The organism is Leptospira ryugenii (assembly GCF_003114855.1).
Lineage (GTDB): Bacteria > Spirochaetota > Leptospiria > Leptospirales > Leptospiraceae > Leptospira_A > Leptospira_A ryugenii.
Genome location: NZ_BFBB01000003.1, coordinates 690,182 through 701,695 on the forward strand (window position 1 = coordinate 690,182; position 11,514 = coordinate 701,695).

The 11,514-nt window shown below is 41.0% G+C and carries 14 protein-coding genes; 5 read left to right on the forward strand and 9 right to left on the reverse strand.

Annotated features, from left to right (window positions below):
• The first annotated feature begins 44 nt into the window (after window positions 1-44).
• Together DI060_RS07655 and DI060_RS07660 are read left to right on the forward strand one after the other, a co-directional pair.
• Window positions 45-878, forward strand: coding sequence for an SH3 domain-containing protein (locus DI060_RS07655; protein WP_108975353.1), 834 nt, complete (start codon window positions 45-47; stop codon window positions 876-878).
• Window positions 875-2,140 (forward strand): phospholipase C/P1 nuclease family protein, encoded by a 1,266-nt coding sequence (locus DI060_RS07660; RefSeq protein ID WP_108975355.1) that lies wholly within the window; start codon window positions 875-877, stop codon window positions 2,138-2,140. The genes DI060_RS07655 and DI060_RS07660 overlap by 4 nt, the downstream gene beginning before the upstream one ends.
• On the opposite strand, the gene DI060_RS07665 is transcribed toward DI060_RS07660, so the two are convergent.
• On the reverse strand, window positions 2,137-2,508 hold the full coding sequence (locus DI060_RS07665) for a DUF2237 family protein (protein ID WP_108975357.1): 372 nt from the start codon (window positions 2,506-2,508) through the stop codon (window positions 2,137-2,139). The genes DI060_RS07660 and DI060_RS07665 overlap by 4 nt on opposite strands.
• Window positions 2,509-2,812: 304 nt before the next feature.
• On the opposite strand from DI060_RS07665, the gene msrA reads away from it, so the two are divergent.
• Window positions 2,813-3,484, forward strand: coding sequence for a peptide-methionine (S)-S-oxide reductase MsrA (gene msrA / locus DI060_RS07670; RefSeq protein WP_108975359.1), 672 nt, complete (start codon window positions 2,813-2,815; stop codon window positions 3,482-3,484).
• A gap of 13 nt (window positions 3,485-3,497) precedes the next feature.
• Here msrA and DI060_RS07675 read toward each other — a convergent pair whose 3' ends face one another.
• From DI060_RS07675 to acpS, 8 genes are all read right to left on the reverse strand, one after another.
• Window positions 3,498-5,018 (reverse strand): HDOD domain-containing protein, encoded by a 1,521-nt coding sequence (locus DI060_RS07675; RefSeq protein WP_108975361.1) that lies wholly within the window; start codon window positions 5,016-5,018, stop codon window positions 3,498-3,500.
• Window positions 5,019-5,227: 209 nt separating this feature from the next.
• A complete protein-coding gene (locus DI060_RS07680; RefSeq protein ID WP_108975362.1) occupies window positions 5,228-5,851 on the reverse strand; it encodes a trimeric intracellular cation channel family protein in 624 nt (207 codons plus the stop codon).
• Window positions 5,851-6,213, reverse strand: coding sequence for a cupin domain-containing protein (locus DI060_RS07685; RefSeq protein ID WP_108975363.1), 363 nt, complete (start codon window positions 6,211-6,213; stop codon window positions 5,851-5,853). Before DI060_RS07685 ends, DI060_RS07680 begins: the two co-directional genes overlap by 1 nt.
• Before the next feature lie 142 nt (window positions 6,214-6,355).
• Window positions 6,356-7,210: an SDR family oxidoreductase gene (locus tag DI060_RS07690; protein WP_108975364.1), complete on the reverse strand. Its 855-nt coding sequence runs from the start codon at window positions 7,208-7,210 to the stop codon at window positions 6,356-6,358.
• Between the two features lie 10 nt (window positions 7,211-7,220).
• Window positions 7,221-8,999, reverse strand: a complete 1,779-nt coding sequence (locus DI060_RS07695) for a sensor histidine kinase (protein ID WP_108975365.1) — start codon at window positions 8,997-8,999, stop codon at window positions 7,221-7,223.
• A 3-nt stretch (window positions 9,000-9,002) separates the two neighbouring features.
• On the reverse strand, window positions 9,003-9,371 hold the full coding sequence (locus DI060_RS07700; RefSeq protein WP_108975366.1) for a bactofilin family protein: 369 nt from the start codon (window positions 9,369-9,371) through the stop codon (window positions 9,003-9,005).
• A 6-nt stretch (window positions 9,372-9,377) separates the two neighbouring features.
• A complete protein-coding gene (locus DI060_RS07705; RefSeq protein ID WP_209452008.1) occupies window positions 9,378-9,599 on the reverse strand; it encodes a tetratricopeptide repeat protein in 222 nt (73 codons plus the stop codon).
• Between the two features lie 5 nt (window positions 9,600-9,604).
• On the reverse strand, window positions 9,605-9,982 hold the full coding sequence (gene acpS, locus DI060_RS07710) for a holo-ACP synthase (RefSeq protein ID WP_108975369.1): 378 nt from the start codon (window positions 9,980-9,982) through the stop codon (window positions 9,605-9,607).
• Window positions 9,983-10,083: 101 nt separating this feature from the next.
• Here acpS and DI060_RS07715 point away from each other — a divergent pair, with 101 nt between their 5' ends.
• Both DI060_RS07715 and DI060_RS07720 read left to right on the forward strand, forming a co-directional pair.
• Entirely contained in the window at window positions 10,084-11,022 is a 939-nt protein-coding gene (locus DI060_RS07715) for a hypothetical protein (protein ID WP_135355016.1), read from the forward strand.
• A complete protein-coding gene (locus DI060_RS07720) occupies window positions 11,019-11,513 on the forward strand; it encodes a hypothetical protein (RefSeq protein ID WP_108975373.1) in 495 nt (164 codons plus the stop codon). Before DI060_RS07715 ends, DI060_RS07720 begins: the two co-directional genes overlap by 4 nt.
• Window position 11,514 lies beyond the last annotated feature (1 nt).

Sequence of the window (11,514 nt, forward strand, 5' to 3'; positions counted from 1 at the left end):
TTATTAATGATTGACCAGATCAATTTTTATGCACACTTCTTCCTATGGCCACCCAAATCAAATGCCTCTTCCTTCTACTCTGTTTTCCATTGTTTGTCCACGGACAAAACCATTGGGACCAAGTCATGCCAGAGAAAGTTGCAGAAAAAAAATACTTTGTGTTTGGTGAAAATGTAAACCTAAGGAAGTCTGCTTCCGTAAGTTCAGCCTCGCTCCTAAAATTACAGGTTGGTGAGCCAGTCTCAATCCTAAAAAAGACAAATGAACTCTTTAGCTCCCAGAACACAAAGGAGTATTGGTATGAGGTTGAGGCAAAAGGCAAAAAAGGCTTCGTATGGGGTGGATTGTTATCGGACTACGATGTAAGCTTGGGATCACAACAAGTATTGATCCGAAACTTGGGAGTGGCGGAAGGAAAGATCCAAATCAAACTTGTAGAAAACCAAAAAATCCTCTCTCAATTTGAGTTGAAAGTAGGTCCTGTTTCGAATGAAAATTGGTCTCACCAGCTTTATTCTGGAGATTTTTTTTCACCTAACCCTGGTAAGCTCATCGGAATACGGTATTTGATTTTTTCGGAGATCGAATATGCTTACTCGGAAGAAACCATTTTCAGTATTGATTCTAAACAAAAAATAAACAAATTTTTTACTTGGACCCAGGGTGGTTGTGATCCACCTTCTTGCGCCGACACCTGGCTAGTCTTTCCTGGCGAGACCCTTAAAGAAGATAAAAGCATCAAAAGAAAGAAGTACCAAGGAGAAAAGAATACGATCCTTGAAGTCACACGTAGCTACAATATAGATGATGAAACCGAAAACTCATTTAATACGGTCCGCTACCTTTGGAACGGCAAACATATGGAGGAAAAAAAATGAAAGGCAAACAAATACTCTGCATAATTCTCTTACTATTATTTGCACACAATACCTTATTAGCATGGAATAACCATGCCGGACTCACACAGATTATTTTAACTTCCTACTGGAAACAAGGTGTCCCCAATCAAATCCCAGTGGAATCTTTGGAAGATTTTATTATTAAGGAAAGAGATTCTCTGCCAGCAGTATTTGCTGAAATAGAAGAAACGATAGCAAAAGATCTTCCCCATTATCCAAAGACTCCATCACATTTCTTATTTCAACCTGAAAGTATTACGCAAGAGAACGCAAAACAAAAGTTTTTCCACGCCCTTCGAGTCAACCCAAACCACCAAACAACTGCTTATATACAAAAAGTAAACATCCGAGCAGAAACAGAATCTCCACTTCTCAACCGAATAACGATTTTAAATGATAAAGGTAAATTAGTATTGGAGACCTTTGAAGAAACAAAGGATGGTCAATTTGTTTCACCATTGGATGTGCTTGTGACAGCTGTTGATGAACCAGACTATGATTTAGATCTCTATCTTTTTTCCGATAACGAATCTGAATTTGGAAAACAATATGGATTTGGGGAGCAATCCTTTGGCAATCCAAAGTATGAGTATTCCTCACAGGCTCCCTTTCACATGGGTTTTTACCATGAGCCTGCTATTATTTTTTCTTTAGCTGGTTTTTTGAAAAGGACCTATCCAGAATATCGTATCTACCAATTCACCAAACTTGCAGAATACGCAAAGAAAAAGGGACACCACTATTGGGCTTACCGTTTTGCTGGTTGGGCGCTACACTATCTCCAAGACCTTAGCCAACCTTACCATGCCTCCGTCCTACCAAGAGTGTCTGCGGGAAAACAAATTGGTGTACAAGTTCTCGCAATGATTGGGTTAACAGGTGCCAAGAACAATATGATTGATCATGTCACACAACGACATACACTCATCGAAGAATACCAATACTTTCTCATCAAAGATCTCATACACAACCAAAAGGTAAACCACCCTGTCTTCAAAGCTCTGCAGACAAGCAAGGAAGAGGACCTAAAATCTCCCTTCCAATTTTCCGAGGTCCGAAACTCTTACAGCAAGGGGAGCTATGAACTCGGAGAAGATTTGGATGAATCTTTGGAAGAACTACAGATCCCCAAATACGAAACACTTTACGAGGAGAACCACCCGATCCATGTGATCCTCGCAAAAGCTCTTTACAGAACCAATGTCATCACACGTCGCTACTTGCGCTCTCTCTCGCTCTAGTCTGCAGAAAATCTTTCTAGAGTTTCGAGTGGAATGATCTCCAAGGCTCTTTTGTGAGTAGAACGTAAAAAAACACGAGGAGCCACACCATTTCGGTATGCTTCTAGCCAGCGACTCGCACAAAGGCACCAACGCTCGCCAGCGCGCACCCCTGGGAAGTGGTATTCTGGCCTCGGTGTCATGAGGTCATTGCCAGACTCTCTCTGGGACAATAAAAACTCGTCTGTTGCTTCCACACAGACGGTATGCGAACCCAAATCCTCCGCAGAAGTATTGCAGCAAGAGTCCCGGAAAAAACCAGTCAGAGGATTTGCCGAACAAGGGAGGAGTTCTTCCCCAAAAACGTTTTCAGATTTGTACATGGACATAGAAAGCTCATCCTTTAGGATTCAGATTTTGACTATGGGAGAAGGCTCTTGCTTGTCGAGAAAGAATCAGATAAAGGGAGGGGAAGACTCGGTACAAAAAAAATGTGGATTTGCTTGCATATCAAACAAACAAACCCACAGATCAAATGGTTGGAAAGCCTAGACTCAAAATACTACACATATGTTTCCTTGTCAAGTCATTAGGTGATTTATTTTCGCTCTCCACTTCTTTTTTTTGGCATAGGGGAGGCTGAAAAGCCAGTGAATGCGATGGAATAGAGAGAGTCCAAGATGTCTAAAGACCATGGTCCACAAAAAACGGCTTCGGCTCCCCCTCCTTTTGGTCTTCCTAGTTCTAATCTCTTGCCTAAGTGTTTGCAAACAAACTCTCAGACCCAATGGTTCGGATACCAAACTATCTCCCACTCCACCAACCTCAAAAGCCTATGCCTACTTTGCGGAAGGATGTTTTTGGTGCTCTGAGCATATCTTCGAATCCATTGAAGGTGTCGAAGAAGTGATCTCTGGTTATGCGGGAGGACATACAGTCAATCCTTCCTATGAAGATGTGAATACGGAAACGACAGGGCATGCGGAAACCGTTCGCGTTCTATATGATCCTAAAAAAGTTAGTTTTGAAGAACTTTGTTATATTTTCTTTTTATCTCATGACCCCACAACACCTGATAGACAAGGGCCGGACATAGGCAATTCGTATCGATCGATCCTATTTTTCAGTACAGAAAACGAAAAGAAGACCGCAGAATCCGTAAAACAAAAATTTGCAAAAGAATTCCCACTTCCTTCTCCGATTGTTTCGGAAATAAAAAAAATCGATGCCTTCTACATTGCAGAGGAGTACCACCAAGATTTCATAGAAAAAAATCCGAACCAATCTTATGTGCGGGCAGTGTCCATGCCTCGATACGAACGATTCAAAAAAGATTATTCCGCTTGGAAAGAAAAGCGAAAGTAAACAAGCAGTTTATTTAAACTGCTTGGTACTGCTCTCTGATTTTCGTGCGGAAGGAATCAAATTCACCTTTTGAAGCGAATTTACAATATTGTAAAATCTCATGTGGGATTTCAGATGACTTTGCTTCTTTGTGGTTTATCAATATCATCATATCCGCAAGGTAAATGGGGAACACCACTTCTTGGTAAAAATCTTCCGCGAGAAGTGGTCTGTGGTGGTATTCCATAGCTCTGATATAAACATCTGGAAAACTCCACTTGCTACCCACTAGCGCACCAAGTTTAGAATGTGTGATGCCAAAAGCAGATTCTTCTAAAGAAATCGCAGTCGCAATCTCCTTTGAGGATGAATAACTCTTAATCTTTCCCATATGGTTTGGTTCGAGAGAAAGAAGTACGATCTCTCCTATGTCATGCAACAATGTAGATGCGATGAGGTTACTCTGAGAGTTTTTGTTCATCCCCATTTTTTGTGAGATCATTTTTGCATAGAAGGCAGCCTCATTTGACTTTTCCCAAATCTCATTGAATACAGGGAATTTATCTTCTAATATCTGTTTGGTTCCCAAAGAATACAATAATGATTGTAACTCTTTTAGGCCAATCAGCTGTATCGCTCTATCTAAAGATTCAACCTTTGCACCTCTTCTAAAGGCAGCAGAGTTGGAAAGTTTCAAAATGTTAGCAGATAGTGCAATGTCTCGTTTGATCATCTCTGCAATTTGGCCAATACTTGAGTTTGGTTTGTCAATGGCAGCTTGGATATCTTGGATGGTTTTTGGGAATGTTGGCAACTGGTCCAACTCATCAATCAAACGGTCCAATTTGGAAGATTGACTCACCTCTTTAGTCAACTGAGCGGGTATATCAATCGTAAAGATTGTCTTGTTTCCAGAACTTTCAAATTTAAAAGCTGAATCACTTAAACCATCATTTTTTAGCATCATGAGTGTCATGATGAGACCTAGTCCCGCACCTTCCTGTTCGTTGCTCGCGTCCATGAAGGCTTCCGCCAAATCATTATAAGATTTTGCCCTTTCGATTCGGTATTTAATTCTATCCACTTCATCGGCAGTCAACTCAACGTTATTCATGATGCGTATGCGCATGAGATTCTTATTGTGGATAAAGGAAACATACACGCCATAATTGTGTTTGAGAAGGCCTTCTTCAAATTCATCTCTCTTCTCAAGATATTCTTTTTTGAAGTCAGTCATCTTGGACTGGTATTCCTGCTCATTTTGAATGTTGGCAGATTGTGTGTGGAAGTAGACTCGTTTAGCATTTGCCTTGATGGCATTGGTAACCATCTCTTTTACGGCGGCAACGATGGATTCACGAACAGATATCACATCTAACTGCAATAAAAATCGATCCAGAGTTTGGTACAAAGTGTTCTCAACACTTTCATTCATGTTAAAAAACTTAAAGTGGAATGGATGATTTTCCTGAATAGGGTCATTAATATCTGAAATATTAGAATGAAGCCCAAGATTTTCTCTATATTCTAATTGAACTGGTTTCGCTTGCGACATATCATACTCCCAAACTCTTGAGCGGAAATACGTAGAACTCCTAGTATAACTGCGGTAAGTCTTTTGATTCCCTGTTTCTATCTATAGGTAATTCTATCCTAAGTAGACGTAAATCTTTTTATATTCATTACAAAAATACTCTTCCAGGTACCTAAATGCAGCTTGGGACATATCCCAAGGATTGTAGTGAAATTTATTTCATTTTGTCTTTATACTTTGGGTAGATAGATTTTTGGTAAGCTCAATTTAAACTTAACAGCAGCTATACGGACCAATACGACCAAGGAAACAGACACAAATGCATTCATGCCCTCGGAGATTCCCCAGGCGCGCAAACTAATGTAAACAAAGGCTCCCAATAGGCAGGCCGTCGCGTAAATTTCTTTCCGGAAGATAAAGGGCACCTGGTTCATCAAGGTATCACGGATCACTCCACCAAAGATTGCGGAGACCATTCCTAAGATAATGGCTGCAAACGGATTTACATTCTGGGCCAGAGATATCTTTGTTCCGAGTATGGTGTAGATTCCAATGCCTACGGTGTCGAAGAGAAAGACTTCCTTGCGAAGTTTGAGAAGCAAACGAGGGATTCCAATTGTGAGCATAAATCCGACAAAAATTGCCCAGAGTACATTCTGGTCTCGCACCCAAGAAACAGGATAGTTCCCTAGAGTGATGTCTCGCAAGGTCCCGCCACCTATGGCTGTGATGAATCCTGTGAAAAACACAGAAAAAAAATCATGGTGGTGCTCTCTCCTCTCCAAAGCAGCTAAAGCTCCCGAGATGGCAAAGACAGTGATCCCCGCAAGTTCCAGGAGGTAGAAAGGGTTCATCACTCCCCTTCTCTATGAACAGATTCTATATTGAAGGCTGGATGGCAGACAGACCAGTACTCAGCATCTTCGGGAAATGGATTGGAGTAACGAACTCTAGTTCCCTTCCCGATGAAAAGGGATTCTCCGGCAGATAGAACAATGACCCTGCCATCCAATTCAATTTGCTTTCGTCCACGCACCATCAATGTGTATTCATCAAACTCGGGAGTTTGGAAGGGTTCTCCCCATCCAGACGGAGCAACCATATGGGCTATGGATATGCCAGTGGTGTTTGTTGAAGGGATGCCAAAGTGCTCTTCAATGGTCTTTCCCCCAGGAACGGGTATTGAGATGGGTTTGGTTTGGTGGTGCCAGTTCATGAAAGTAAAAGAACAAATCCATTCGGATTCGTCAATTGATTGGACGGTTTCTAGGAGAAAGCAAATCGTTTTCTATAACCAACAGATCCACCGCCCAAGGATTTCTCATTTTGTGAAGATGAGGCTAAGGAGAACCTTTGGTTTAGGCCAAAATAGCTTTCAAAGTTTTTTCGGAATGTTCCCATAGCTCTTTAGCGATGGCAGAGTCATATGAGACCTTTGAACTTCTTTCTGGTTTGCACTTTACAAAGTACTTCCCTGTGATCCCATCCACTTCAGCTGAACTTGCAAGATACACTGAAGTCTTTGCTCCTTCTTCTTCACTGATGGCTAAAAGATTTTGACCCCAGGTCACAAGAAGCTTTGCTAAACCTTCGTTGTTCCAACCGAACTTGGTTTTTACAAAGCCAGGGTGAAGGCAATTCGCTGTCACGGAAGTGCCTTTCAATCTTTCGGCAAGGTGGTAAGTAAAATAGATATTCATCAACTTAGACCTTTGGTATTGTTTCCAACCTGAGTACAGCCTCTCTCCTTCGATGTTTTGGAAATCAAGCTCTACTCCTTTATGAGCGCGAGAAGCAACATTTACAATCCTTGCTTTTCCAAATGCTTGTAAGGCGGGTAAAAGAGAATTGGTAAGCAAAAAGTAATGCAAGTGATTCAATGCATAGGTCATTTCTTTCCCTTCCGCACTCAGAGTCCTTTCTTGGAAAAAGGCGCCCGCATTATTCAATAGGCAATAAAGTTTCGGAAATCGGTTCAGAATCTCCTGAGAAGTACTACGAACATTTGAGAGAATAGATAAATCACATACAAAAAGAACGAAGGCATCTGGTTCATTTCGTATTTGGAGTAATTCTTTTTTTAAGTTTTCTAACTTTTGACTGTTCCTTGCCACTAAGACCAAGGGATATCCTTTTTTGGCCAGTTCGAGCGCACTGATACGGCCGATACCGTCTGTGCAACCAGTTATGCAAATCCATTGGTTTTGATTCATAATCTCTCCCTCATACTTCAATCATGGCTTTTGGTAAACGGATGGAAAATGTAGAACCGTGCAAACCGTCCGAGTCGGCAAACAAGGTTCCGTTATTTTTTTCTATAAACTCTTTGCACAATAACAGTCCGATACCATTGCCTGTTTCACCTTGTGTACCCAGTGATTTGACAACCTCTCCCACTTGAAAGAGTTTAGCAATGGTTTGTTTTTCCATACCCACTCCTTCATCTTTGATGTCCAATTGCCACTCTTTTGGGAATTCTGTTGCTTTGATTTCAATCTTTGATCCACGAAAACTGAATTTAATTGCATTCGAAATCAAGTTTCGTAATACCGTGTAGATCATTCTGTTATCGCAATATACGAGTGCCACGGTAGGGATTTGGATTACGAAATGGAGGTCTTTATTTCCTGCATTCAGCTCAAATAGATTGGTCGCCTCCTCTACCAAAGTAAGTAGGGAAAGATTGCTCGGGCTAAAGTCTTCTTGGCCTCTCTGCAATTTGGACCATTCCAATAGATTCTCTAATAGTGAAAAAATAGATTCCGTTGCATCCACCAAGGATTCTGTCATTTCGGAAACAGTTTTATCCTGTTTGTCCATACGTTCGTTTAAAATTTTGAGAAGGGATTTAATACCTATGAGAGGGCCTCTTAAATCGTGAGATATAATGGACAAAAACCGATCTTTAGTTGCATTCCCGAGTTGTAGAGCTCGATTTGCTTCTGCCATTTTTGCTTCCAATAATCTTTGTTCGGTGACATCCCGAAAGGAGAGGATGAGACCGATATTGTTTCGGTCTTTATCTCGAATCTTTTTGGATTTTACTTCCCAGTTACGTGTTGGAGTGCTGGAAGTCCACTGCCAGGAATGCTCAGGTTTTTTTTCTGGAAGGTGTTTTAACTTGAGGTGGAGTTCAGGGGTGTATTTGAAAAATTCGGAAGCTTGGTCTAAGGAATAGAATTTTCTATCCAATAAAAAAATCCTTTCGGCTGCAAAGTTCCAATCTACAACGCGTTCTTTGGTATCTATGATGATGACAGGTTCATCTAAGGCATCTATGATCTCAGCGCGTGCAAGTTGTACTATATCATAAACGCGAAAGTAATTTATTGAAAAGAAAATCCAAATCGATAGCAAAGAGAGAGTGACGGGAGTGGCATTCAAGCCTGGAAAAGGGCGGAGGCCAATGAGATGAGCAATGGCAACTATCCAAACAATCGAATACGGAAGTAAAAAGAAGAAATATTTTCTTCGCATTTCTGGTTTGTCATTCCTGGACTCTCTCAATATGTGGAGGATGATGACAAATGACCAGATGCCCGTGCCTACATACTCAACGAGATAAGTTGTCCAAGGCAGAACTTGTATCCATTGCGTTCTTCCCTCAATCGTTGTTAGGTAGGTCGCTTTCAGTAAAGTATGGTAAACGGGATCGAAAACAATCAAAACCAACATAGAAAAAGGTAAGATAAAAAGAACAAACCAGAGATTCTTTGTTAGAATATTATATTTTTGTGTAAATCCAACACCTGTTAATACGGCTCCCAAACATGCAATCACAACTCCCGTATGCACCAAATACAAAAATACTCTATGCCAAAAAGGATGGATGAATAGATAATCGAGTGCATATGGCCCTGTCCATAAGAGACAGCCAAGCACCATAGTGAAGAGATAGCGTCCGATTTGGATGCGCAGAAGGCGTACCAAATAGAACGCCAAAAGCAGATTGAGAAAAAAGGCAAAGCCTAATAAGAGACTATAAGGGTGGAACTGCCACAAGGACTATGATTCTAACTCTTGTATCATTTCACAATTTCCGTCAAAGACAACGCCATCTGCGATTTGTAGTTTTGCTGTCCGTATGTTTCCTTGTACCTTTCCAGTAGCCAACATTTCCAATCTCTGGGTAGCGGTCACATTTCCAATGATTGTGCCACCGACTACGACCGTGCCAGCTTTGATGTTTGCTTTGACGCGGGCCCCTTCGCTGATGACTAAATAACCATCAGAGATGATTTCACCCACAAATTCTCCAGAGATTTGGAGTGGTTTCTTAAACAGAAGAGTGCCATTAAATGTAGTTTCTTTTCCAAAGATCGTGGCAATGACGCCATGTTCTGTGATGATAGGTTGAGTGGTTTTTTTTGTCATATTTGATTACTTTGTTTTCATATTGTAAACGCCGTCCCAATCCTCAGGAGGTGGGTCCGCAATGTAGTCATCACAGCGTTCGATGTAGAGAAGTGAGGGGCCATCGTTTGGCTCAATCTCAAGTGCCTTTTGGAAATTAGCCTTCGCTTCCACAAACTTTCGGTTTTTATAGAGAGATAAACCCTCATTGTATAAAGCCAAAACTTTTGTCATCTTTTCAGAAACGATCATGCTCACTCCTTATAGAGAATCACAACCGCAGTGGAGTAATGGTCAGCATGGCTGATCGATACAGAGCTGGAAGTGAATCCTTTTTCTTTGAAAAATGTTTCAGTTTTGCCGTGGATGACTAGCGTTTTTTTCCCAAATCCAGTACCTGCAAGTTCGATCTCGCGCATGTCTAGTACCTCACCGGGTGCAAGCGACATAGCCTTGATGACGGCCTCCTTACAAGCAAATCTGCCAGCTAAAAAGGGAACAGGGTCATTATGGGATTGGCAGTACAGAACCTCATCTTGGGTATAGACCCGATTGAGAAAACGATCCCCATAGCGATCCAGAAGTTCTCGGATCCTGGAGTTTTCAACGATGTCATTGCCAACAGAAATCATTCAATGCCACAAAGTCCCAAGTCTTTCCTTTTTGGTCGAGTCAGATTTTTTAGGGCAGAAACTCCTTGCCTACTTCCTTCGGTTTCGAGATACTTTCTCCCATGAAGCGTATTTTTTCTCTATCATTCGTCTTCGTTGCCTGCATGGTGTTTTCTGCAGAAAAACCAGACAGCCTCTATATCAAAAACTTAGTGCCTGCAAGTTACCAAGCGTCCGATGGGACTCTCTTCGTAAATGAGTTTTACCGTCTAACATGGGAAAAAAACGAAGCCAATACAAAGTTTTTTGTAAAGTGGAATGACGATCCTTGGATTGAGTATTCGGAACCATTGGTTCCGCCAATACTCGGCTGGAATGAGTTATTTTTCTATGCAGAAGATCCAGTCGGAAATAAAGAATCTGAAAACAAAATCAATCTGTATGTAGACCGCACCTCACCTAAATTAAGTGTCAATTGGCGGTACCTTCCAAAGCTATGGAATGACCAATACATCGTTCAAACAAACAATGAATTAGTGATCCGTGCCTCAGACGAAGAGAGTGGGATCCAGAATTTGGTCGTATCATTAGATGACGGAGAGGAGCAATTGTTTGCGGCGGGGAAAGACTTTCAAATCCAGACTAAAGAAGAAGGCAAACATAGATTAGTTGCATTTGCCTTTGACCAGGTAAAGAACATTTCAAGACGTTGGGAAATCGCTTGGCTGGTCGATGCCTCTGCTCCAAGTCTGAGCCTCAATACCATTCCTAAACTGATCCAAGAAAACGAAAACCTAGTCTGCCCACGCTATACAAAGATCAATCTTTTAGCCAAAGACCAATGGACAGAGGTAAAGGACATTCTCTGGAGAGAAAAGAACGCTGAGAATTGGAATGTTACAGAAAGGCAATTTGACTTAGAAAAATTTTTTCCATTTCATTCAAATATAAGTTTAGAATTCAAAGCTAGAGATTTTAGCGGGAATGAATCTGCCGTTATTGATTTTTCCTGTGTTATGGATAAAAAACCACCTGAGACAACGATACGATACCAAAAATGAAACTCTCTGCAAAAGTAATCATCGTCATTTTTTTGTTAGCTGCCTCCTCGCTTCCTTCAGCTGAGGATCGGTTCTACTTTGATTTGACTTTGACTTATGCAGAAACAACGAAACACAAATACTCAACTTCCGAGACATTTTCAGTCAAAAACAACAGATTGTTTTATGAATGGAAGTATCTCGGCAACCATCCTAACGTAGATTATCCGAGAGAGATCAAAAGAACGATTTTGATGAAGTCTACAAAGAAGTTAGAAGAATTTTTGGACAAAAACCATTTGATTTCCGATATGAACATCAGTTTGTATTCAAAACGTCTGCCTCAAGATGATTACCAAGCAGACGTTCTATTCAAAATTTTTTACAGAAACCGCTTAAATACCATCAGTATCACAGGACTACGGCCCATAGATGATGAAAAAAACAGAGAGTATGACCTCATCTTAGAATTTGCTGACTTACTAAAAAAAGAACTCAGCTTTAATGAATGAA

What these genes read in the sequence shown, in the direction of transcription:
- DI060_RS07660 (WP_108975355.1), top strand. Translation starts at nt 875, where the DNA reads ATGAAAGGCAAACAAATACTCTGCATAATTCTCTTACTATTATTTGCA.
- DI060_RS07655 (WP_108975353.1), top strand. Translation starts at nt 45, where the DNA reads ATGGCCACCCAAATCAAATGCCTCTTCCTTCTACTCTGTTTTCCATTG.
- DI060_RS07700 (WP_108975366.1), bottom strand. Translation starts at nt 9,371, where the DNA reads ATGACAAAAAAAACCACTCAACCTATCATCACAGAACATGGCGTCATT.
- DI060_RS07675 (WP_108975361.1), bottom strand. Translation starts at nt 5,018, where the DNA reads ATGTCGCAAGCGAAACCAGTTCAATTAGAATATAGAGAAAATCTTGGG.
- DI060_RS07690 (WP_108975364.1), bottom strand. Translation starts at nt 7,210, where the DNA reads ATGAATCAAAACCAATGGATTTGCATAACTGGTTGCACAGACGGTATC.
- DI060_RS07685 (WP_108975363.1), bottom strand. Translation starts at nt 6,213, where the DNA reads ATGAACTGGCACCACCAAACCAAACCCATCTCAATACCCGTTCCTGGG.
- DI060_RS07715 (WP_135355016.1), top strand. Translation starts at nt 10,084, where the DNA reads ATGAAGCGTATTTTTTCTCTATCATTCGTCTTCGTTGCCTGCATGGTG.
- DI060_RS07665 (WP_108975357.1), bottom strand. Translation starts at nt 2,508, where the DNA reads ATGTCCATGTACAAATCTGAAAACGTTTTTGGGGAAGAACTCCTCCCT.
- msrA (WP_108975359.1), top strand. Translation starts at nt 2,813, where the DNA reads ATGGTCCACAAAAAACGGCTTCGGCTCCCCCTCCTTTTGGTCTTCCTA.
- DI060_RS07720 (WP_108975373.1), top strand. Translation starts at nt 11,019, where the DNA reads ATGAAACTCTCTGCAAAAGTAATCATCGTCATTTTTTTGTTAGCTGCC.
- acpS (WP_108975369.1), bottom strand. Translation starts at nt 9,982, where the DNA reads ATGATTTCTGTTGGCAATGACATCGTTGAAAACTCCAGGATCCGAGAA.
- DI060_RS07680 (WP_108975362.1), bottom strand. Translation starts at nt 5,851, where the DNA reads ATGAACCCTTTCTACCTCCTGGAACTTGCGGGGATCACTGTCTTTGCC.